Raw genomic sequence first — 21,007 nt, 5'->3', positions numbered from 1 at the left:
CGACCGGAGGCGATGCCCCCGGATGAATGCCGGAGCGAAGGAACCCCGAGCCTAAGCGAGGGGCCGTACGTCAGGGGCGAGCGTTTTTTTGCTTACTTTTTTTAGGCGCTTGTAAAAAAAGTGAGTCGCCGTAAGGGCGAAACCGCCAGTCGCCGTTACCCAAAAATCAGATATGTACCCCCTCAACGATGATGACCTCAGCCTTTGCCACGCCTTCGCGATACCCCCTCGCCTCCTGATACAACGCAGATCGATAACAAGCCACCGCCAACTCATAGGAATCAAACTCGATCACCACACTGCGTTGCGGCGTCGACCGCCCTTCCATCGCCTCGCTACGCCCACCCCGCGCCAGAATCCGACCGCCATACAGCGCAAATGCCTGCGGCGCCCGCTGAGTGTATTGGCTGTATTGATCGGGGTCGGTGACATCCACATGAGCAATCCAGTACGCCTTCATAGTGACCTCTCGGTTTGTTTTGTATTATGGTATACCACATTACCCATCCAACAAATACCGAGACTCCAGCATGGCCTTCAACAGCATCGAAGAAATCATCGAAGATTACCGCCTCGGCAAAATGGTCCTTCTGGTCGACGATGAAGACCGGGAAAACGAAGGCGACCTGTTGCTGGCCGCCGACTGCTGCACACCCGAGGCGATCAGCTTCATGGCCCGTGAAGCCCGCGGCCTGATCTGCCTGACCTTGACCGACGAACACTGTAAACGCCTGGGTCTTGAGCAGATGGTGCCGAGCAATGGCAGCGTGTTCAGCACCGCGTTTACGGTGTCCATCGAAGCGGCCGTCGGCGTGACCACCGGCATTTCCGCAGCGGATCGGGCGCGCACCATCGCTGCCGCCGTCACCACCAATGCCGGCCCCGCCGACATCGTGCAACCGGGCCACATCTTCCCGCTGCGCGCCCGGGAGGGCGGCGTGCTGACCCGCGCCGGCCATACCGAGGCCGGTTGCGACCTGGCCCGCCTGGCCGGCTTCACCCCGGCCTCGGTGATCGTCGAAGTGATGAACGACGACGGCACCATGGCCCGCCGCCCGGACCTGGAAGTGTTTGCGCGCAAGCACGGGATCAAGATCGGCACCATCGCCGACCTGATTCACTACCGCCTGAGCACCGAGCACACCATCGTGCGCATCGGTGAACGCGACTTGCCGACCGTGCACGGCACCTTTCGTCTGATCACCTTTGAGGATCGCATCGAAGGCGGTGTCCACATGGCCATGGTCATGGGCGATTTGCGTCGCGAGCAACCGACACTGGTGCGTGTACATGTGATCGATCCGTTGCGCGATCTGGTCGGCGCCGAATACAGCGGGCCGACCAACTGGACGTTGTGGGCAGCCTTGCAACGTGTCGCCGCCGAAGGCCACGGCGTGGTGGTGGTGCTGGCCAATCACGAATCCTCGCAGGCGCTGCTTGAACGCGTGCCGCAATTGACCCAGCCGCCCCGGCAGTTCAGCCGTTCGCAGTCGCGGATTTATTCGGAAGTCGGCACCGGTGCGCAGATCCTGCAAAACCTGGGTGTCGGCAAGCTGCGCCACCTCGGGCCGCCGTTGAAGTATGCGGGCTTGACCGGGTACGACCTGGAAGTGGTGGAGAGCATTCCGTTCACCGAGTGATCCTCGGCCCAGGCCTTTTGTAGCAGCTGGCGAAGCCTGCGTTCGGCTGCGTAGCGGCCGCTAAATCAGGCGACCTGGTATTTCAGGACCTCAGGTTTTGCGACTGCTACGCAGCCGAACGCAGGCTTCGCCAGCTGCTACAGGACGTGAATCTGACCAAAAAAAATCAGAATTTGGCTGATAGCCGGTACGGCAAAATGCTTGCACAAAGTTTGGAATACCATAATATGATATTCCATAGACCGGACGGTCGAAACTGACTCGATGGACCTGATGCTCCCGATAGGCGGGCACTCGAAAGCCCCGCTCATAAACACAACAATGAGGGCGTGAAAATGGTGTTGAACAAACGTGCGACCGCGGTTCTTTTTGCGGGACTGCTGAGCGTGACCAGCCAGGCGCTGATGGCGGCTGAAAGCGTCAACTTCGTGAGTTGGGGCGGCAGCACCCAGGATGCGCAAAAGCAGGCCTGGGCCGACCCGTTCAGCAAGGCCAGCGGCATCACCGTGGTGCAGGATGGCCCGACCGACTACGGCAAACTCAAGGCCATGGTCGAAAGCGGCAACGTGCAGTGGGACGTGGTCGACGTCGAAGCCGACTTCGCCCTGCGCGCCGCCTCCGAAGGCTTGCTCGAACCCCTCGATTTCAAAGTCATTGACCGCGACAAGATCGACCCGCGCTTCGTCAGCGATCACGGCGTCGGCTCGTTCTTCTTCTCCTTCGTCCTCGGCTACAACGAAGGCAAGCTTGGCGCCAGCAAACCTCAGGACTGGTCCGCGCTGTTCGACACCAAGACCTACCCCGGCAAACGCGCCCTCTACAAATGGCCAAGCCCTGGCGTGCTGGAACTGGCGCTGCTGGCCGACGGTGTAGCGGCGGACAAGCTCTACCCGCTGGACCTGGACCGCGCTTTCAAGAAACTCGACACCATCAAGAAAGACATCGTCTGGTGGGGCGGCGGCGCGCAGTCGCAGCAACTGCTGGCCTCCGGTGAAGCGAGCATGGGCCAGTTCTGGAACGGCCGGATTCATGCCCTGCAAGAAGACGGCGCCCCAGTCGGCGTAAGCTGGAAGCAGAACCTGGTCATGGCCGACATCCTGGTCATTCCAAAGGGTTCGAAAAACAAGGACGCGGCGATGAAGTTCCTGGCCAATGCCAGCAGTGCCAAGGGCCAGGCGGACTTCTCCAACCTGACCGCCTACGCCCCGGTCAACGTCGACAGCGTGCCGCGCCTGGACTCGGTGCTGGCCCCTAACCTGCCGACCGCTTACGCAAAGGATCAGATCACTCTTGATTTCGCGTACTGGGCCAAGAACGGTCCGGCCATCGCGACACGGTGGAACGAATGGCTGGTCAAATGAAAATGACGGTAACCGCGTCTCGTCCATCCACGGCCTCCGGGAGCGCCACCGGCGCTGCCGGTTCGGCAGTCGGCCAGAGCGTTGCGAAGCAACCCTCGCCGTCGCTGAAGCAACGTTGGCGTGGCGCCAGTAACCTGGTCCCCGCCCTGCTGTTCCTCGGTCTGTTCTTTCTGGCGCCGTTGATTGGCCTGCTGTTGCGCGGCGTGCTGGAACCGGTGCCGGGCCTTGGCAACTACGAGCAACTGTTCGCCAACTCGGCCTATGCCCGGGTGTTGCTCAACACCTTCTCGGTGGCCGGGCTGGTCACACTGTTCAGCCTGCTGCTGGGCTTCCCGCTGGCCTGGGCAATCACCCTGGTGCCGCGCGGCTGGGGCCGCTGGATCCTCAACATCGTGCTGCTGTCGATGTGGACCAGCCTGCTCGCCCGCACTTATTCCTGGCTGGTGTTGCTGCAAGCCTCCGGGGTGATCAACAAGGCGCTGATGGCGATGGGCATCATCGATCAACCGCTGGAGATGGTGCACAACCTCACCGGCGTGGTGATCGGCATGAGCTACATCATGATCCCGTTCATCGTGTTGCCGTTGCAGGCGACCATGCAGGCCATCGACCCGATGATCCTGCAGGCCGGCTCGATCTGCGGTGCCAGCCCCTGGACCAACTTCTTCCGGGTGTTCCTGCCGCTGTGCCGGCCGGGGCTGTTTTCCGGCGGGCTGATGGTGTTCGTGATGTCCCTCGGTTACTACGTGACCCCGGCCCTGCTGGGCGGTGCGCAGAACATGATGCTGCCCGAGTTCATCATTCAGCAGGTGCAATCGTTCCTCAACTGGGGCCTGGCCAGCGCCGGCGCCGCGTTGCTGATCGTGATCACGCTGGTGCTGTTCTACTTCTACCTGAAGCTTCAGCCGGAATCCCCGGTTGGCGCCAGCAACGCGAGGTAAGCCGTCATGCTCCTGACCCCCAATGCCATGAGCCGGCGCATGCGCTTCGGCCTGTATGCCACCACCGGGCTGATCGGTCTGTTCCTGCTGCTGCCGATCGTGTTCATCGTGCTGCTGTCGTTCGGCTCGTCGCAATGGCTGGTGTTCCCGCCACCGGGCTGGACGCTGAAATGGTACGGCCAGTTCTTCTCCAACGCCGACTGGATGAACGCGGCGATGGCCAGCCTCAAGGTGGCGGTGCTGACGACGTTCTTTGCCGTCGCGCTGGGCCTGCCGACCGCGTTCGCCCTAGTGCGTGGACGTTTCCCCGGCCGGGAAATGCTCTACGGCCTGTTCACCCTGCCGATGATCGTGCCGCTGGTGATCATCGCCGTGGCGGTGTACGCGCTGTTCCTGAAACTGGGTTACACCGGGACCATGTTCGCGTTCGTGGTCAGCCACGTCATCGTCGCGTTGCCGTTCACCATCATCTCGATCATCAACTCGCTGAAGCTGTTCGATCAGTCAATTGAAGATGCGGCAGTGATCTGTGGGGCTTCGCGCCTGCAAGCGGTGTTCAAGGTGACCTTTCCGGCGATCCGTCCGGGCATGGTGGCCGGCGCCCTCTTCGCCTTCCTCGTCTCGTGGGATGAAGTGGTGCTGAGCGTGATGATGGCCAGCCCGACCCTGCAAACCCTTCCCGTGAAAATGTGGACCACCCTGCGCCAGGACCTGACGCCCGTGATCGCCGTCGCCTCGACGCTGCTGATCGGCCTCTCGGTATTGGTCATGGTGATCGCCGCCGCTCTGCGCCGGCGCAACGAAATCAGCGCTTGAGCGCCAGGAGTACGACATGAGTGCAGTGATCAAAGATTCCGCGCAGCAAAATGACAAACCCCTGGTCAGCCTGCGTAACCTGAACAGACACTATGGCGATTTTGCCGCCGTGGACAACATCTCGCTGGACATCAAGGACGGTGAATTCCTCACCTTCCTCGGCTCCAGCGGCTCCGGCAAAAGCACCACGCTGTCGATGCTCGCCGGCTTCGAAACGCCGAGCAGCGGCGAGATCCTGGTCAATGGCCAGTCGCTGATCAACGTGCCGCCGCACAAACGCGATATCGGCATGGTGTTCCAGCGCTACTCGCTGTTCCCGCACCTGTCGGTGCGCGACAACATCGCGTTTCCGCTAGCGATTCGCAAACTGGCCACTGCCGAACGGGAGCGCCGGGTCGATGCGATGCTCAAGCTGGTGCAGCTTGAGCAATTTGCCCATCGCCGCCCTTCGCAACTGTCCGGTGGCCAGCAGCAGCGCGTCGCCATCGCCCGTGCGCTGGTTTACGAACCACGCATCCTGCTGATGGACGAACCGCTGGGCGCGCTGGACAAAAAGCTGCGCGAAGACTTGCAGGACGAACTGCGCCAACTGCATCGACGCCTGGGCATCACCATCGTCTACGTGACCCACGATCAGGAAGAAGCCATGCGCCTGTCCCAGCGCATCGCGATTTTCAGCCACGGCAAGATCGTTGGCCTGGGCAGCGGCTATGACCTGTACCAGAATCCGCCGAACGCCTTTGTCGCCTCATTCCTCGGCAACTCGAACTTCCTCAAGCTCAAGGCCCAGGGTAATGCGGTGGCGACTTTCGAAAGCCAGGCGCTGTCGATCCGCCTCACAGCCGGCCTGCAAACCGGTCAGGACGTGCTGCTGATGGTGCGTCCGGAAAAAGCCCTGGCCCTGAGTAACGAACAGGCCGTTGCCGAACCGCTGGCCGCTGGCTGGAACGAAGTCTCGGCCAAGGTCGTGGAAGTGTTGTTTCTCGGTGAAAGCCAGACCTGCAGCGTGGTCACTTCGGGTGGCACCTCGATGACGGTCAAGGCGCTTTCCGCCGCCGGCATGCCGCTCAAGGCGGGCGACCCGGTGCGCGTGCGCTGGGCCACGGCCGATGCCTGCGTCTACACCGAATGGGCCGAAAGCGACCTGAACAAGGCCGCCGGCGCGCATTGACCCCATGGCCCACAATGGTGGGCCGCTGCTAAAGTGTCACCCTCGGGCCACCACAACGTCGGGTTGTGGTGGCCTTTTTTCTGTCGCCTGTAAGATAAATTGGACAACGGATTCCTAAAATCCCGGTTTAATGCTAAATAGTGCTCAGTATTTTTAACACCCGACCCTGTCGTGCCACACAGTGCAACGAGAATAACGATATGAAAGTCCATTTCGAGAAAAGTGAAGTGTTTGGGACCCTCCACCTGCAATCGGCGGTGGCAGCATGATCGAAGTCACCGAAGTTTCCATTGCCGAGCTGCGTGCAGCGCTCGAGTCCGGCCAGACCACCTCGGTTGAATTGGTCCAGGCCTATCTCGCGCGGATCGATGCCTACGATGGCCCCGAAACCTCCACCGCCCTGAACGCGGTCGTGGTTCGCAACCCCGAAGCGCTCGCCGAAGCACAGGCCGCCGATGCCCGTCGTGCCAAGGGCCAGACGCTGGGTCCGCTGGACGGCATCCCTTACACCGCCAAGGACAGCTATCTGGTCAAAGGGCTGACCGCTGCATCGGGCAGCCCGGCTTTCAAAGATCTGGTCGCCTATCGCGATGCGTTCACCATCGAGCGCCTGCGCGCCGCCGGGGCCATCTGCCTGGGCAAGACCAACATGCCGCCGATGGCCAACGGCGGGATGCAGCGTGGCGTCTACGGCCGCGCCGAGAGTCCGTACAATGCTGATTACCTCACCGCCCCTTTCGCCTCCGGCTCGTCGAACGGTGCCGGCACGGCTACCGCGGCCAGCTTCGCCGCTTTCGGCCTGGCGGAAGAAACCTGGTCGAGTGGTCGCGGCCCGGCTTCGAACAACGGTTTGTGCGCCTACACGCCTTCGCGCGGGGTGATCTCGGTACGCGGCAACTGGCCGTTGACGCCGACCATGGACGTGGTCGTGCCGTTTGCCCGGACCATGGCCGACCTGCTCGAAGTGCTCGACGTGGTGGTCGCCGATGACCCGGACACCCGCGGTGACCTGTGGCGCTTGCAGCCTTGGGTGCCCATTCCGAAATCGTCTGAGGTACGCCCGCAATCCTATGCCGCGCTGGCGGCAAACAGCGATGCGCTCAAAGGCAAGAAGTTCGGCATTCCGCGCATGTACATCAATGCCGACCCTGAAGCGGGCACTTCCGAAGCGCCGGGCATCGGTGGCCCGACCGGCCAGCGCATCAACACCCGTCCTTCGGTGATCGGCCTTTGGGAACAGGCACGCAAGGCCCTCAAAGCCGCTGGCGCCGAAGTGCTCGAAGTGGACTTCCCGCTGGTCTCCAATTGCGAAGGCGATCGTCCTGGCGCGCCGACTGTGTTCAATCGCGGCATCGTCTCCAAGGAATTCCTGCACCACGAATTGTGGGACCTGACGGCCTGGGCGTTCGATGATTTCCTGCAGGCCAACGGCGATCCGAAACTGAATCGCCTGGCCGATGTCGACGGCCCGCTGATCTTCCCTCACGACCCGGGCACCCTGCCCAACCGCGAGGGCGACCTGGTCGCCGGCATGGACGAATACGTGCGCATGGCCGAACGCGGCATCACGCCGTGGGACCAGATCAGCACAGTACCGGACGGCCTGCGCGGGCTTGAAAAGACCCGCAAGATCGATCTGGAAGACTGGATGGATCGCCTGGGACTCGACGCGGTGCTGTTCCCGACGGTCGCCGATGTAGCGCCTGCGAATGCCGATGTCGATCCGCATTCGGCGGATATCGCCTGGAGCAACGGTATATGGGTCGCCAACGGCAACCTCGCCATCCGTCACCTCGGCGTGCCAACGGTCACCGTGCCAATGGGCGTGATGCCGGACATCGGCATGCCGGTCGGCCTGACGTTTGCCGGGCGCGCTTATGACGACTCGTCGTTGCTGCACCTGGCATCGGCGTTCGAGTCGACAGGGAACAAACGCATGATCCCGCCGCGTACCCCGCCATTGGCGACGGACAAGCAGTAATGTAGGAGCTGGCTTGCCAGCGATGGTCGTCAACGAAAACGCGTGTGAGCTGGATAAACGCGGGGCACTTGACTCCATCGCCAGCAGGCTGGCTCCTACAGTTTCAGCGTGGGCGCGGTCTTTTGTGGGAGCTGGCTTGCCTGCGATGGTCGTTAACGATAACGCGTGCGAGCTGGATAAACGCGGCGCACTTGAGTCCATCGCCAGCAGGCTGGCTCCTACAGTTTCAGCGTGGGCGCGGTCCCCTGTGGGAGCTGGCTTGCCAGCGATGGTCGTTAACGATAACGCGTGCGAGCTGGATAAACGCGGCGCGCTTAAGTCCATCGCCAGCAGGCTGGCTCCTACAGGTTTCCGGGATTATCAGGGATCGACCTGAGCCATCAGTTCCGGAATCGATTCCGGCCGATTGGCAAAACGCTGCGCCAGCACCGCACAGACCATCAGTTGAATCTGGTGGAACAGCATCAACGGCAGGATCAACACGCCAATGGTGCTACCGGCAAACAACACCTGCGCCATCGGCACTCCAGTCGCCAGGCTTTTCTTCGAACCGCAGAAAAGAATGGTGATGCGATCTTCCTGATTGAAGCCGAACGCCTTGCCCAGTACGGTCGAAGCCACCAACACCAGCGCCAGGACCACGCAGCAAGCCACCACCAGCCCAACCAGATCCAGCAGCGGAATCTGGTGCCAGAGGCCCTCGATCACTGCCTCGCTGAACGCGCCGTAGACCACCAGCAGAATCGAGCCCTGATCGACGAATTTCAACCAGCTCTTGTTGCGCGCCACCCAGTTGCCGATCCAGCGCCGCGCGATCTGCCCGGCAATGAACGGCAGCAGTAACTGCACGCTGATCTTGAAAATGGCGTCGAGGGTCGAGGCGCCTTCGCCGTGGACATTCAGCAGCAGGGTCACCAGCAACGGCGTGAGAAAAATCCCGAACAGGCTGGACGCCGCCGCGCTGCAGATCGCCGCCGGGATGTTGCCCCGCGCCAGCGAAGTAAAGGCAATCGCCGACTGCACCGTGGCGGGCAGCGCACACAGATACAGCATGCCCATGTACAGGTCATTGCCAATCAGTGGCGACAGCAGCGGTTTGAGCGCCAGGCCGAGCAATGGAAACAGCACGAAGGTCAGGCTGAACACCAGCAAATGCAGGCGCCAGTGCCCGGCACCGGCAATGATCGACTCGCGGGACAGCTTGGCGCCATGCAGAAAGAACAGCAGCGCGATCGCGATGTTGGTCAGCCAGCCAAAACCGACCGCGACCTGACCGCTGGCGGGCAGCAGGCTGGCCAGCGTGACCACACCGATCAGGGTCAGGGTGAAGTTGTCGGGTAACAGACGGGGGCGAGTCATGGGTTGATCATCCGGGGGTTGCCAGTACGTGAAAGCGACTCTAACGTGACTGGATATTACCGACTAACGCCGATGAGCCCACCGATGCCGCCTAAAGGACAAGACAAAAGTATCCGGCGCAGTATTCCCGGGCTGTCCAGCCTGCCACGACCACTCTACGGCCGTACCGAATCGCTGCCCAATCGCGCCCTGACCCGGCGCCACAGCCACCCGTGGGTGCAGCTTTCCTATGCGATTCAAGGCGTGCTCGAAATACAGACCGGCGTCGGGCGTTTCGTCGCCCCGCCGGAGCGTGCCGTGTGGATTCCGGCGGGCATGCCGCACCGGGTGTTCAGTTCGCCGCGCACGGAAATGCGCAGCCTGTACATCGATTGCAGCGTCTCGACATGGGCGCCGCCAGGTTGTCATGTGTTGGGGGTCAGTGATCTGTTGCGCGAGTTGATCCGTGCCTTCAGCCAGATTCCGGTGGAATACGACCAGAACGGTCCGCACGGTCGGTTGGCCCAGGTGATTCTGGATCAGTTGGCGCAAGCGCCACAGATCGACCTGATGCTGCCCCTGCCCCAGGACAGCCGATTGCGGCAAATCGCTCAAAGCCTGGAGTCGCACCCGGAGCAACAAACCACACTCAGCCACTGGAGCGACAAATTCGGTGTCACCGAGAAAACCCTCAGTCGCCTGTTCCTGCGCGACACCGGCCTGACCTTTCGCGCCTGGCGTCAGCGCTTGCGTTTGCTTGGCGCCCTGACGCCACTGGAACAGGGCGAACGAGTGACCGACGTCGCGTTGGCCTGTGGCTACGACTCTACGTCGGCGTTTATTGCCGCCTTCCGCCAGCAGTTCGGCGAAACACCCGGAGAATTCTTCCGCTGAGCCCTGCACCGTACAACCTGTAGGAGCGGGCTTGCTCGCGATGGCGGTGGGTCAGTCGACACCTGCATTGACTGACACTCCGCATTCGCGAGCAAGCCCGCTCCCACAATGGATGTTCGTCATCCGCAGGATTTGTGTTCGGCATCAATCAACTGTGGGAGCGAGCTTGCTGGCGATGGCGGTGGGTCAGTCGACACATTCATTGCCTGCCAGACCGCTATCGCGAGCAGGCTCGCTCCCACACTGGATCTTTGTCACCCACGGGATATGTGTTCGGCATCAATCAACTGTGGGAGCGAGCTTGCTCGCGATGGCGGTGGTTCAGTCGACACATTCATTGCCTGCCAGACCGCTATCGCGAGCAAGCTCGCTCCCACACTGGATCTTTGTCATCCACGGGATGTATGTTCGGCATCAATCAACTGTGGGAGCGAGCTTGCTCGCGATGGCGGTGGGTCAGTCGACACATTCATTGCCTGTCAGACCGCTATCGCGAGCAAGCCCGCTCCCACAATGGATGTTCGTCATCCGCAGGATTTGTGTTCGGTATCAATCAACTGTGGGAGCGAGCTTGCTCGCGATAGCGGTGGATCAGTCGACACCTGCATTGACTGACACTCCGCCTTCGCGAGCAGGCTCGCTCCTACAGGGATTTCACATAAACATCCCGGTGTTACTGATCGGATTTGATGCTGGTCCAGACCCGTGTCCGCACGCGCTCAAGCTTTTGCGGCAATGGCTGCACGACGTATAGCGTCTTCAATGCCTCGCTGGTCGGTGTCAGGTCCGGGTTGCCGGTGATGTCCTTGTCGATCAGTGCCAGCGAGTCCTTGTTGGCATTCGGGTAACCGAGGAAGTCGCTGATCGGCGCGATGACTTTCGGGTCCAGCAGGTTGTTGAGGAATTCGTGGGCCTCGGCGACGTTCTTGGCGCTTTTCGGGATAGCGAAGGTGTCGAACCAGATCGGCGCGCCTTCTTTCGGCAGGCGCCAGTCGACGACCACGCCGTTGCCCGCCTCTTTGGCGCGATTGCCGAATTGATAGAAGCTGCCGGAGTAACCGATGGCTACGCAGATATCGCCGTTGGCTATGTCGGTCATGTACTTGGCGGAGTTGAAGTAGGTGACGTAAGGGCGGACCTTGAGCATCAACGCCTTGGCTTTTTCGTAGTCGTCCGGGTTCTGGCTGTTCGGGTCCAGCCCCAGGTAATGCAGGGCCAGCGGCAGGATCTCCGACGGCGAGTCGAGCATGGCTACGCCGCAGGCCTTGAGCTTCTCCATGTTCTCGGGCTTGAACACCAGGTCCCAGCTGTCCACCGGCGCATTCTCGCCCAGCGCTGCCTTGACCTTGGCCGGGTTAAAACCGATCAGCACGGTGCCGTACATGTAGGGCACGCCGTACTGGTTGCCCGGGTCGTTCTTGTCCAGCAGCTTGAGCAACGCCGGGTCCTGGTGCGACCAGTTCGGCAGTTTGGACTTGTCGAGTTTCTGGAACACGCCCGCCTTGATCTGGGTTTCGATGAACTGGTTGGAGGGCACCACCAGGTCGTAACCCGAGTTGCCGGTGAGCAGCTTGGCTTCCAGGGACTCGTTGGTGTCGAAGGTGTCCCAGGTCACCTTGATCCCGGTGTCCTTGGCAAAATCCTTGGGCACGGAAGGCAGGATGTAATCCGCCCAGTTGTACACCCGCAATTCGCGCGGTTCGGCGTGCACCGCGCTGGCCAGCAGCGACAGTCCGCAAACGGTGGCGCCCAGCATGCGTTTCATTGAGTCCATGGATCGTTTCCCCAAGTGTGGCGTGAGTTCGATGGTTTTTATGTTCTGTACACGGCAGCGGTCTTGAAAATAACCAAGGGCAAGGAAGTGGAGATTCTGGTTGTGGTTTCAACCTGGGTGGCTGACTCAGCCACCCGCGTCTGATTCTTGCTGATGGCGTGGCCGGTTCACAGCGTGAGGCAGGCCAAAAGGAGATCCAAACGGCCAAAAAACGTGTCCGCATTGATCATCGTCTCGAGGCCGGCACATCCAACAGAGGTGTCGACTGACCTGACGCCTTCGCGAGCAAGCCCGCTCCCACAGTTTTGATCTTCAGTGAATGCCAATCCCACGGACGGCCACAGTACCTTGTGGGAGCGGGCTTGCCCGCGAAGAGGCCGGCACATTCGATATCAATGTTGCCTGACACACCGCCATCGCGAGCAGGTCGGATCGCCGCACCGTCGCTCCTACAGGGGGTTGTGCGTGATTACAGCAGCGACAACGTGTAATTGATGATGAACCGGCTCTGGTCCACATTACGGCCCGCATCGGTATTGGACCTGGCATTGCGCAAAGTGAACCCCACCCCTTTGAACGTGCCCGATTGCAACACGTAGTCCAGGGTCATGTCGCGTTCCCACTCGGACTGATCGCTGGCGTTTTGCGCCTTGATGTCCGTGCCCTTCAAGTACGCGATCGAGGCTTTCAGGCCCGGCACACCCAAGGGTGCGAAGTCGTAGGTGTATTGCCCGAAATTCGTCTGTTCTCCGGCCCGGGCAAAGTTCTGGATCATCTTGTCGGTGGGCAGGTAGACACTGCCGCCGCCCGCCCCTTTGTCCACCAGGCTGCCCTGGTTGGGCTGGACGAAGTTGCTGCCATCGCCCACGCGCTGATGCCCCACCGTGACCGCGTGTCCCCCATGGGTGTAGGTGACCATCGCCGACCAGGTGCTGTTGTCGATTTCACCGTCGTTGTCGTCGGTGTAACCCGATACCCGATAACCTTGTGCGCGGCCGGAGGCAGAGCTGTTGGCACCGCTCGACGTGGTACGGAAATAGCGCAGGTCGGTGGTCAGTGAGCTGGCGCTGTCGATGGGCAAAATGTGCGTCAGGCCGAGAAAGTTCTGGTTGTAGAAGTCTTCCAGTTGCGCGAAGTAATACTGGGTCTTCAGATTCCTGGTGAGGTTGTAGTCAGCACCGGCGTAGTAGAACTTGTTGCTGTCCTGCGTGCTGCCGGCGACCGACAAGCCTGTACGGTCCGTCGAGGCGCGCCCTACCGCGTGCTCCAGCACACCGCTGGTCAACGTCAGGCCATCGATGTCGCTCGAGGTGACCTGCGCGCCGGTAAACGATTGCGGCAACACACGAGCATCGTTCGCCAGCAGGATCGGCAACTTCGGCAGCAAGGTGCCGTAGCGAAATTCAGTTCTGGCAAGGCGCATTTTCGCCGTAGGGCCGAAGCTGCTCCAGGTGTCGGCCGCGCCGTCGCCGTCCGAAGGAATCATGCCGCTACCGACGTGGCGACCTGCCCCGCTGTCCAGTGTGATGCCGAGCAACGCCTGGGCATCGAGCCCGAACCCCACCGCGCCCTGCGTAAACCCGGACTCATAGCGCAACACAAACCCCTGGGCCGCCTCTTCGGTTTTCGAAGGATCCGCTGCGCCATCACGATTGTCGCTGTTGAAGTACAGGGTGCGCATCGAGAGGCTGGCCTTGCTGTCTTCGAGAAAACCATTGGTTGCGGAATCGGCGGCCTGTGCACACAGCGAACCGGTGGCCAGCAGGACTGCGGTGGGAATGGCGCGTTTGAACATAGGGTGCTCCTGGGTGTTTCTTATCGTTATTTGAAGGTTTCACCGCCAGTCAGGGCCCGATTGCCGCCCACGCAACAACGCTCAACACGAACGCGACAACAGGCGCGCTCGATGAGTGATGCGAATCGTTCGAGGTGAGGGTTGACTGACTGGCTTGTGAAACTCTTAAAACATTTCGGCAGGCTATTATCAAACGCGGTGAAAGTAGTTTTCGCGGAGGGATAAGCCTTGTCGTGCAGGGGTATGGACGATCACTGTTTTTGCATATCGGTGCAGCGGATTTTCACCATACTGACATCATCGGCAGTGTTCGGTGGCTGCCTGTATGTCACGACAAGAGCAATGACTCATGAACGATCAAATCGAGCTGTACGGCGCCAGCACTGGCAACAGTCTGCGGGCCGCGATTGCCCTGGAAGAAGCCGGCATCGCCTACACGGCATGCAGGCTCGACCTGTATGCACAGGAGCATCGTGGGTCGGCCTTCCTGGCGCTCAATCCCGCCGGGAAAGTCCCGACCCTGGTCGATCACGGGACAACGCCGGCGCTGGTCATCAACCAGTCCAACGCCATCATCCAGTACGCCGATGCCAAGGCGCCGGGACGGCTGGCACCGGCGCAGCCGGGACCTGCGCGCATCCGGGTGATCGACCGCTATTTCTTTTTCGTGACCGATGTCATCGGCCCCAGCCATGCCGCCTTTTTTCTGCACCAGGCGGGGCAGGACAAGGCGGCGGCGATCATCGATCTGCGGGTGATCGAGCAACTGACTTACGCGGAAAGTTTTCTGACTGCCGGTTTCATGGCCGGAGAGCAGTTCTCCATGGCCGACATTTCGGCATTTACCATCGCCACAGCGTTCCGTGATCGACTGGAATGGAAAGAGCTTCCGCAACTTTCGCGCTGGTTCGACTCGGTCGAAGCCAGGCCGGCGGTACAACGCGGCCTGAATGTGTTCAAGCATTCCTGAGCGGTTGCCGAACACAGAAATGCCGCCATATCGCTCCTACAGAATCCTTAACCGAATAGCATTGTGGCGACGCGCCGGGCATTTTCAAACGAACACCAAACACTTTTGCCTCAGTCGGTGTAGCCGAGCTCTACCGAGCGGCTTTCCTGCGACTGGTTTCGTGTTGCGAGGCAGTAATACAACGGGCACGTCACCACCAGCCCCACCAGCCACGACAGGTCCGCGCCGTCCACCAGATTGGCGTATGGCCCGACGTACAAGGAAGTATTGGCGAATGGCAGCTGCACGATGATGCCGATGAAGTAAGCAATGATCGCGTGCAGGTTGAAGCGACCGTAGATGCCGCCGTCAGCCTGGAAAATCGACGCGATGTCGTAGCGGCCGCGCTTGATCAGGTAGAAGTCGATCAGGTTGATCGACGCCCACGGCACCAGCACCAGCAACAGCGCCAGAATCAGGCCGATGAACTGCGAAATGAAATTCGCCGAAGCACCCAGCGCCACCACGCAGCAGCCCGCCAGCACGATGCTCGACAACACAACGCGCACCTTGATGCTGGGCGTCCACTGGCTGGCGAAGGTCTGGATAGAAGTGATGATCGACAGCACCGCGCCATACAGATTCAAGGCGTTGTGGCTAATGATGTTGAGCAGGAACAACACCATCAGGATCGGCCCCAGCCAACCGGTGGACTGCTTGACCGCGGCCATCGCCTCGGTGCCTTCCGGGGTTGCCAGTACTGCAACGGCGCCGAAGGTAAAGGACAGAATCGTGCCCAGGGTCGCACCCAGATAGGTGGCAAAGAACGGCCGGGTGATGCCGATATCCGCCGGCAGGTAGCGCGAGTAGTCCGACACGTACGGCGAGAAGCTGATTTGCCAGATGATGCCCAGCGACACCGTGGCCAGCCAGCCGGACAGGTTGAACCCACCGCGAGTGAAGAAGTCCGCCGGCAAGTCATGGGCGAAGATATAGAGGAAACCGGCGAGCAAGGCACTGCCCATCACCCAGGTGCCGATGCGGTTGAGGGTGTGGATGAAACGGTAGCCAATCACGCCGATGGCGGTGGCACTGAGGGCACCGATGAGAATGCTGGCCGGCACCGGAACCGACGGCGCAATGCCGACAATCGATTTGCCTGCCAGCACGATGTTGGAAATGAAGAACCCGATGTAGATCAACGCCGCGAAGAACACGATCAGCAGCGCGCCATAGCGGCCGAACTGACCACGGCTCTGCACCATCTGCGGAATGCCCATGCATGGCCCCTGGGCCGACGCCAGCGCAATCACCACGCCGCCGACCATGTGCCCGAGCGCAATCGCCAGCAAACCCCAGAACAGGTTGAGGTGGAACACCTGGACCACCATCGCGCCGGTGACGATGGGCAGTGGCGCAATGTTGGTACTGAACCACAGGGTGAAAAGATCGCGGGCCTTCCCGTGGCGCTCTGCGAGTGGAACGTAGTCGACCGTGTGGTTCTCGATCAACGGATCTTGCCGGGACATCTGGGACATGTGCATGAACTCGAGTTTGTCTGTTCTTATCTTTGTATGAAGCCAAACCGGGGGGACTCTTTGGTCGCCCCTCAGATGCCGACCATATTATGGTATTCCAAGCTTTAAACAAGACTGATCCGGTCTTTGAACAAGCATCTGAGCTGCCATCCTGCCCGATTCACGCCAAACCTGGCTAGCTGAAAGCCCCGTAATCATTGAGTTACCGACGAAAGCCGTACGTTTATCGGGTCACCTAAAAAGACCTTGCAATCGATGTATTACGGTATACCATCAGACCTACAAACACATAAAAACCGCGTCACACCCGCCGAGGACCGTCCAATGATCGATGCCGCCATCTACAAACAAGTCATGGGTTCGTTCCCGTCCGGAGTGACCGTGATCACCACCCTGGATGACGGCGGGCAAATCGTCGGCCTGACCGCCAGCGCCTTCAGCTCGCTGTCGATGGACCCGGCACTGGTGCTGTTCTGCCCCAACTACAGCTCCGATTCCTACCCGGTCCTGATCAAGAACAAACGCTTCGCCATCCACGTGCTTTCCGGCGGCCAGCAAAACGAAGCCTATGCCTTCGCGCGCAAAGGCAAGGACAAGGCACAAGGGATCGAGTGGACGTTGAGCGAGTTGGGCAACCCGATTCTGGCCAACGCCACGGCGGTCATCGAATGTGAGCTGTGGCGCGAATATGAAGGCGGCGACCACGCCATCATGGTCGGCGCGGTGAAAAACCTGATCGTGCCCCGGCAGAGCAGCGGGCCACTGGTGTATTGCCACGGCAAGATGGGTGCCCTGCCCGTTCTGGCCTGAACCCTCTGATATCACCGCATCCCCTGTGGGAGCGGGCTTGCTCGCGAAGAGGCCGGCACACTCAACATCGATGTCGCCTGGCACTCCGCCTTCGCGGGCAAGCCCGCTCCCACAGAACCCGGGGTTGCCGGCAGAGAAATGTTTTGCAGACATTTCGTATTATGGTATACCAATAACTATCAGGCCCGCAGTCGACAGGCCAACAACAACAGATCCGAGGTAAGCGTCATGAAGTTTTCCCTGTTCGTACACATGGAACGTTGGGACGAAAGCGTCAGCCACCGCCAGTTGTTCGAAGAACTGACCGAACTGACGCTGATGGCCGAGGCCGGTGGTTTCAGCACCGTGTGGATTGGCGAACACCACTCCATGGAATACACCATCTCGCCAAGCCCGATGCCGCTGCTGGCTTACCTCGCGGGCAAGACCACCACCATTCACCTGGGCGCCGGCACCATCATCGCGCCGTTCTGGCATCCGCTGCGGGTGGCCGGTGAGTGCGCATTGCTCGACGTGATCAGCAACGGACGCATGGAAGTCGGTTTGGCCCGCGGTGCCTACCAGATCGAGTTCGACCGCATGGCCGGCGGCATGCCGGCGTCCTCCGGCGGCCAGGCGCTGCGGGAAATGGTTCCGGTGGTGCGTGCACTGTGGAACGGCGACTATGCCCATGACGGTGACATCTGGAAATTCCCGACCTCCACCAGCGTGCCCAAGCCGATCCAGCAGCCGAACCCGCCGATGTGGATCGCCGCCCGCGACCCGGACTCGCACAACTTCGCCGTGGCCAACGGCTGCAACGTGATGGTCACGCCGTTGATGAAAGGCGACGAAGAAGTCCTCGACCTGAAGAACAAATTCCAGGCCGCCCTGGACAACAACCCGGACGTGCCGCGCCCGCAACTGATGGTGCTGCGTCACACCCACGTGCACACCGCCGACGATCCGCAAGGCTGGGAAGTCGGGGCCAAGGCGATCTCGAAGTTCTACCGCACCTTCGATGCCTGGTTCGGCAACAAAACCACCCCGGTCAACGGCTTCCTCGCGCCGAGCCCGGAAGAGAAATTCGCCGGTCGCCCTGAGTTCGAACTGGAGAGCCTGCACAAGACCGCCATGATCGGCACCCCGGAAGAAATCATTCCGCGCATCAAGTACTACCAGGAACTGGGGGTCGACGAATTCAGCTTCTGGTGCGATAACAGCCTGCCCCACGCGGAGAAGAAAAAATCCCTGGAGCTGTTTATCAAGCATGTGGTGCCAGCGTTTCGCTGATTGTGCCGCCCTGCTCCCGGATGCGAGGCCGAGGGTCAGCACACCTCAACTGTGGGAGCGGGCTTGCCCGCGAAGGCGTCATCACAGCCAGCATCCATGTTGACTGACCCGGCGCTTTCGCGAGCAAGCCCGCTCCCACAGGGATTGATGTGCCTGCGCGAGCAGGTTCGCCCCCACAAGAGTCGATTCCAATGATGACTGGTCGTCTCCCATCACTCGCCTTTCCCTCCGGCGCCGCGCGGGCTTACCTGCGCGGTGAATGGACCGCTTCGCACCTGCATTTCAAGCGCCTGCGCGCCAGCGTTTCGGCCAAGCAGAACGGCTTCTGGCAAATAGTTCACTGAGCCCACCCGAACAGCCAATCACGCACCCCGCGTCTCGCCATTGCATGGCGCGTACGGTGCATCGTGTTTCGCCTTTGATCAGGTTTGCCCAATGAACAATAACAGCGCGCTGTTGATCATCGACATGCAACAGGAGGACGGTTTCGTCCTCGAAAACTTCGCCACGGTAGTCGCCCATACCGCCGCCCTGCTCGCGACAGCCCGTCGCCAGCGGATGCCTGTCATCTATACCCGCCACATCAATCAGGCCGACGGCAGTGACCTGCCCCCCGGCGAACCCCTGGCTGCCGACGGTGGCCCCGGCAGTTACCGCGCCGGCACCCGGCAAGTGGAAATCATCGAGTCGCTGATGCCGCAATCCGGTGAATTGATCATCGACAAGGGCCGTTACAGCGCCTTTCACCGCACCGACCTCGACACTCGACTCAAGGCATTGGAGGTCGACACACTGATCATCTGTGGCGTGTTGACCGACGTCTGCGTGCTCACCAGCGTGTTCGACGCCTTCGCCCTCGGTTATCAAGTGCGCCTGGTCAGCGATGCCTGCACCACGACCACCCTGGCCGGGCACTACTCGGCGTTGTTGATCATGGCCAACTGGGTCTACTCGCTGGAAATCCTCACGACTGAACAATGCCTGCGCGCCCTGCAACAACTCGATTACGCCAGCCTGATCCCCGAGCGTCCGGACCTGTTTGCCCACCAGCCCCATGAGCTGCCCGGCACCATCGCCCGTCTGCAATCCCGTCTCGTCCGGACTCAGGAGTGATCGCCATGCAAGTCGAAAAAAGAAGCATCGATTTCATCCCCGAAACCGAACGCCACGGCAAGCCGGGCTCGCTGTTCTATATCTGGTTCGGCGCCAACATGAACATCACCACCATCGCGTCCGGTGTGTTGCCGGTGGTGATGGGGCTCAACCTGTTCTGGAGTGCGTTGGCGATCATCATCGGCTCGTTGTTGGGGGCGATTTTCATGGCCTCCCACTCGGCACAGGGACCGAAGCTGGGCATTCCGCAAATGATCCAGAGCCGAGCGCAATTCGGCGTATTGGGGGCGGTATTGCCGCTGCTGTTCGTGATGCTGATTTACCTGGGCTTCTTCGTCAGCAACACCTTGCTCGCGGCCCAGGCGCTGGAATCCGTCAGCCCGCTGCCAATGTCCGGCAACATCTACCTGATCGGTGCGTTGTGCTTCGTTGTCGCCCTCTATGGCTATCGGTTGATTCACCGCTTGCAGAAGCTGCTGTCGATCCTGTCGCTGGTGGTGTTCGTGGCCGCCACGGTGCTCACCTTGCAGTTGCCGATCCCGGCCGAACAATGGTTGCCGACAGGCTTCTCGTTGTCGAAATTCCTGGTGGCGGTGAGCATTGCCGTGACCTGGCAGCTGTCCTACGCGCCTTACGTCGCCGACTATTCGCGCTACCTGCCGAGCAGCACGCCGACCGCCCAGGTGTTCTGGTACAGCTACGCCGGCACGGTCAGCGGCGGCGCGTGGATGATGATTCTCGGGGCGATTCTCAGCGTCGGCATCGGCGACTTTTCCAGCAACGTCGGCGGGCATGTCGCCGGTTTGTTCGGCGCTGGCGCGGTGCTGCTGTTCGCCTTCATCGTCTACGGCCAGGTGTCGATCAACGTGTTCAACCTGTACGGCGCGTTCATGTCGACCATCACCGTGATCGAACCTTTCGCCCGACTCAAGGTGACGCCGCGCGTGCGCGGCGTGTTCATGCTGCTGATCAGCCTGGTGGCCACGGCCCTGTGCACCATCGGTCAGGACGACTTCATCAACTTCTTCCTGAACTTCATCTTCTTCATGAGCTACTTCCTGATCCCGTGGACGGCAATCAATCTGGTGGACTACTACTGCCTGCGCAAAGGCCAATACCAAATTGACGACATCTTCGACCTCAACGGGATCTACGGGCGCGTCAACCGGATTGCCTGCGGCAGTTTCCTGCTGGCGATTGCCCTGGAAATTCCGTTCATGAACACCACGCTGTATGTCGGCCCGGTGGCCACGGCGCTGGACGGGGTGGATCTGGCGTGGATCGTCGGGTTGCTGGTGCCGGCGTTGAGTTATTACTGGCTGATGAAGCTTGGCAAGCGTGCGCCAGTGTTGGATTCAGTGACGTAAAGATAAACGGGTGACAGGAAAAGATCGCAGCCTGCGGCAACTCCTTGTATTTCGACTATCGCTCCGTCAGGAGCGATAGTTCTCGACTGATCATCGAGGGATGGGATCTGAAAGGCGCGCAGCTCCTCAGGCGTTAAGCCTGCAACAACGTAGCAGGCTAATTACCGGATGCATCCTACAAAGCACACGGAAACGTCCTATTTCTAACTAAATCAACTTCGCCAAAGCTATGCAGCCCCAGGACCGG

General features: G+C 60.7%; 18 protein-coding genes. 13 read left to right on the top strand and 5 right to left on the bottom strand.

All coding sequences use genetic code 11. The features are described 5' to 3' along the window. Positions 1 to 166: 166 nt before the first annotated feature. Positions 167 to 460, bottom strand: a complete 294-nt coding sequence (locus tag AB4Z35_RS25150; protein ID WP_442100016.1) for a DUF1330 domain-containing protein — start codon at positions 458 to 460, stop codon at positions 167 to 169. A 70-nt stretch (positions 461 to 530) separates the two neighbouring features. Here AB4Z35_RS25150 and ribBA point away from each other — a divergent pair, with 70 nt between their 5' ends. The 6 genes from ribBA (at position 531) to AB4Z35_RS25120 (ending at position 7,910) form a co-directional block, all read left to right on the top strand. Next, positions 531 to 1,640, top strand: a complete 1,110-nt coding sequence (gene ribBA, locus AB4Z35_RS25145; protein ID WP_442100015.1) for a bifunctional 3,4-dihydroxy-2-butanone-4-phosphate synthase/GTP cyclohydrolase II — start codon at positions 531 to 533, stop codon at positions 1,638 to 1,640. A gap of 335 nt (positions 1,641 to 1,975) precedes the next feature. Further along, positions 1,976 to 3,001 (top strand): ABC transporter substrate-binding protein, encoded by a 1,026-nt coding sequence (locus AB4Z35_RS25140; protein ID WP_442100013.1) that lies wholly within the window; start codon positions 1,976 to 1,978, stop codon positions 2,999 to 3,001. Further along, positions 2,998 to 3,942, top strand: coding sequence for an ABC transporter permease (locus tag AB4Z35_RS25135; protein WP_008003976.1), 945 nt, complete (start codon positions 2,998 to 3,000; stop codon positions 3,940 to 3,942). Before AB4Z35_RS25140 ends, AB4Z35_RS25135 begins: the two co-directional genes overlap by 4 nt. A gap of 6 nt (positions 3,943 to 3,948) precedes the next feature. Next, a complete protein-coding gene (locus AB4Z35_RS25130) occupies positions 3,949 to 4,758 on the top strand; it encodes an ABC transporter permease (RefSeq protein ID WP_007976227.1) in 810 nt (269 codons plus the stop codon). Positions 4,759 to 4,774: 16 nt separating this feature from the next. Next, on the top strand, positions 4,775 to 5,929 hold the full coding sequence (locus tag AB4Z35_RS25125) for an ABC transporter ATP-binding protein (RefSeq protein ID WP_442100012.1): 1,155 nt from the start codon (positions 4,775 to 4,777) through the stop codon (positions 5,927 to 5,929). Between the two features lie 265 nt (positions 5,930 to 6,194). Further along, positions 6,195 to 7,910: an amidase gene (locus AB4Z35_RS25120; RefSeq protein ID WP_442100011.1), complete on the top strand. Its 1,716-nt coding sequence runs from the start codon at positions 6,195 to 6,197 to the stop codon at positions 7,908 to 7,910. 360 nt (positions 7,911 to 8,270) lie between these two features. On the opposite strand, the gene AB4Z35_RS25115 is transcribed toward AB4Z35_RS25120, so the two are convergent. Continuing rightward, complete coding sequence (locus tag AB4Z35_RS25115) at positions 8,271 to 9,269, bottom strand: bile acid:sodium symporter family protein (RefSeq protein ID WP_008003985.1); 999 nt, start codon at positions 9,267 to 9,269, stop codon at positions 8,271 to 8,273. Positions 9,270 to 9,353: 84 nt separating this feature from the next. On the opposite strand from AB4Z35_RS25115, the gene AB4Z35_RS25110 reads away from it, so the two are divergent. Next, positions 9,354 to 10,142, top strand: a complete 789-nt coding sequence (locus tag AB4Z35_RS25110) for an AraC family transcriptional regulator (protein WP_442100010.1) — start codon at positions 9,354 to 9,356, stop codon at positions 10,140 to 10,142. A 673-nt stretch (positions 10,143 to 10,815) separates the two neighbouring features. Here the strand turns inward: AB4Z35_RS25110 and AB4Z35_RS25105 are convergent. Together AB4Z35_RS25105 and AB4Z35_RS25100 are read right to left on the bottom strand one after the other, a co-directional pair. Next, positions 10,816 to 11,916: a polyamine ABC transporter substrate-binding protein gene (locus tag AB4Z35_RS25105; RefSeq protein WP_442100009.1), complete on the bottom strand. Its 1,101-nt coding sequence runs from the start codon at positions 11,914 to 11,916 to the stop codon at positions 10,816 to 10,818. A 469-nt stretch (positions 11,917 to 12,385) separates the two neighbouring features. Then, on the bottom strand, positions 12,386 to 13,711 hold the full coding sequence (locus AB4Z35_RS25100; protein ID WP_442100007.1) for an OprD family porin: 1,326 nt from the start codon (positions 13,709 to 13,711) through the stop codon (positions 12,386 to 12,388). A 349-nt stretch (positions 13,712 to 14,060) separates the two neighbouring features. Here AB4Z35_RS25100 and AB4Z35_RS25095 point away from each other — a divergent pair, with 349 nt between their 5' ends. Continuing rightward, complete coding sequence (locus AB4Z35_RS25095) at positions 14,061 to 14,681, top strand: glutathione S-transferase family protein (protein ID WP_442100006.1); 621 nt, start codon at positions 14,061 to 14,063, stop codon at positions 14,679 to 14,681. Between the two features lie 110 nt (positions 14,682 to 14,791). Here AB4Z35_RS25095 and AB4Z35_RS25090 read toward each other — a convergent pair whose 3' ends face one another. Further along, the gene (locus AB4Z35_RS25090) at positions 14,792 to 16,198 is read right to left on the bottom strand and encodes a purine-cytosine permease family protein (protein ID WP_442100005.1); all 1,407 of its coding nucleotides are present in this window, start codon (positions 16,196 to 16,198) and stop codon (positions 14,792 to 14,794) included. 324 nt (positions 16,199 to 16,522) lie between these two features. On the opposite strand from AB4Z35_RS25090, the gene AB4Z35_RS25085 reads away from it, so the two are divergent. The 5 genes from AB4Z35_RS25085 (at position 16,523) to AB4Z35_RS25065 (ending at position 20,760) form a co-directional block, all read left to right on the top strand. Further along, complete coding sequence (locus AB4Z35_RS25085; protein ID WP_442100004.1) at positions 16,523 to 17,008, top strand: flavin reductase family protein; 486 nt, start codon at positions 16,523 to 16,525, stop codon at positions 17,006 to 17,008. 228 nt (positions 17,009 to 17,236) lie between these two features. Next, positions 17,237 to 18,280, top strand: a complete 1,044-nt coding sequence (locus tag AB4Z35_RS25080; protein WP_442100003.1) for an LLM class flavin-dependent oxidoreductase — start codon at positions 17,237 to 17,239, stop codon at positions 18,278 to 18,280. Between the two features lie 194 nt (positions 18,281 to 18,474). Continuing rightward, entirely contained in the window at positions 18,475 to 18,624 is a 150-nt protein-coding gene (locus tag AB4Z35_RS25075; RefSeq protein WP_442100024.1) for a hypothetical protein, read from the top strand. Between the two features lie 91 nt (positions 18,625 to 18,715). Beyond that, positions 18,716 to 19,393, top strand: a complete 678-nt coding sequence (locus AB4Z35_RS25070; protein WP_442100002.1) for an isochorismatase family cysteine hydrolase — start codon at positions 18,716 to 18,718, stop codon at positions 19,391 to 19,393. A gap of 5 nt (positions 19,394 to 19,398) precedes the next feature. Next, the gene (locus AB4Z35_RS25065) at positions 19,399 to 20,760 is read left to right on the top strand and encodes a purine-cytosine permease family protein (RefSeq protein WP_442100001.1); all 1,362 of its coding nucleotides are present in this window, start codon (positions 19,399 to 19,401) and stop codon (positions 20,758 to 20,760) included. Positions 20,761 to 21,007 lie beyond the last annotated feature (247 nt).

Source organism: Pseudomonas sp. KB_15 (genome assembly GCF_052114525.1).
In the GTDB taxonomy this organism is placed as follows: Bacteria; Pseudomonadota; Gammaproteobacteria; order Pseudomonadales; family Pseudomonadaceae; genus Aquipseudomonas.
The sequence above is the reverse complement of the archived record's forward strand: the minus strand, read 5'-3'. Positions and strand labels throughout refer to the sequence as shown.